This window comes from Lelliottia sp. GFLA7 (assembly GCF_056490165.1).
On record NZ_JBWLAQ010000140.1, the window covers coordinates 1 to 255 of the forward strand.

At 51.8% G+C, this 255-nt stretch carries 1 tRNA gene and 1 rRNA gene; both read right to left on the reverse strand.

Annotation, left to right across the window (positions count from 1 at the left end):
• Positions 1-11: 11 nt before the first annotated feature.
• Positions 12-87 (reverse strand) — tRNA-Glu (locus AC07RN_RS21555).
• 85 nt (positions 88-172) lie between these two features.
• A 16S ribosomal RNA gene (locus tag AC07RN_RS21560) occupies positions 173-255 on the reverse strand; the annotation flags it as partial.

Consider the following 255-nt stretch of genomic DNA (forward strand, 5'->3'; position numbering starts at 1 on the left):
AAACCAGCAAGTGGCGTCCCCTAGGGGATTCGAACCCCTGTTACCGCCGTGAAAGGGCGGTGTCCTGGGCCTCTAGACGAAGGGGACACTGAAGTCTCAATCGCAAGACGCCTTGCTATTTACTTTTCATCAGACAATCTGTGTGGACACTACAAAGGCAGGTTCTTTTAGGTAAGGAGGTGATCCAACCGCAGGTTCCCCTACGGTTACCTTGTTACGACTTCACCCCAGTCATGAATCACAAAGTGGTAAGCG